Raw genomic sequence first — 503 nt, 5'->3', positions numbered from 1 at the left:
GTTTCGGTCGACGTGTCCGATGATGGTCAGGTGGCCACGCTGCTTTTCGACAGCCTTCACGTTGCCGTCGACCGCGTCCATGCATCTCGCGCGGGCGGGGGTGGCCAGCCTGCTGCTGCGACCAAGATGCTGACGATTCACGTTCCCTACACCACCGACCATCGCAGCGTTCCCATGACGCTCGATGTCCGGGGCTTCGCCAGCGCCGACCCGGGCGCCCACCTCCGCCTCGTCGTCGCCGCGGGCGAGTCCACGCAGGTCATCGACCTGACTCCGGAGGAGAGCGGTGTCGAACTCAAGGGCACGGCCAAGCAAGCGGCCCAGGACCAGTTTGCGGATGCCTGCTTCGGCGATTTCCATGACCGCGTTCGGTTGCAGTTTCAGAGGCACGCCGCCGAGCCCGTGGCTCAAATCACGGTCTTCCTGATGGCCGAGCGCAACACCGATCAGGCCGACTCCGGCGGTGCCGCTCTCTTCGTCGACTCGCTCGACCTGACCATCGA

The 503-nt window shown here is 65.8% G+C and carries 1 protein-coding gene; it reads left to right on the top strand.

Going from position 1 to position 503, the window contains the following annotated elements; genetic code table 11:
• Positions 1–30: 30 nt before the first annotated feature.
• Positions 31–503, top strand: a 473-nt coding sequence (locus tag GA615_RS27255) for a hypothetical protein (protein ID WP_152054503.1), incomplete at its 3' end; no start/stop codon positions are given.

Origin of the sequence: Tautonia marina, from assembly GCF_009177065.1 — a bacterium.
GTDB classification, from domain to species: Bacteria; Planctomycetota; Planctomycetia; order Isosphaerales; family Isosphaeraceae; genus Tautonia; species Tautonia marina.
Note: the sequence above shows the minus strand (reverse complement) of the source record. Positions and strands in the feature narration are given on the sequence as shown.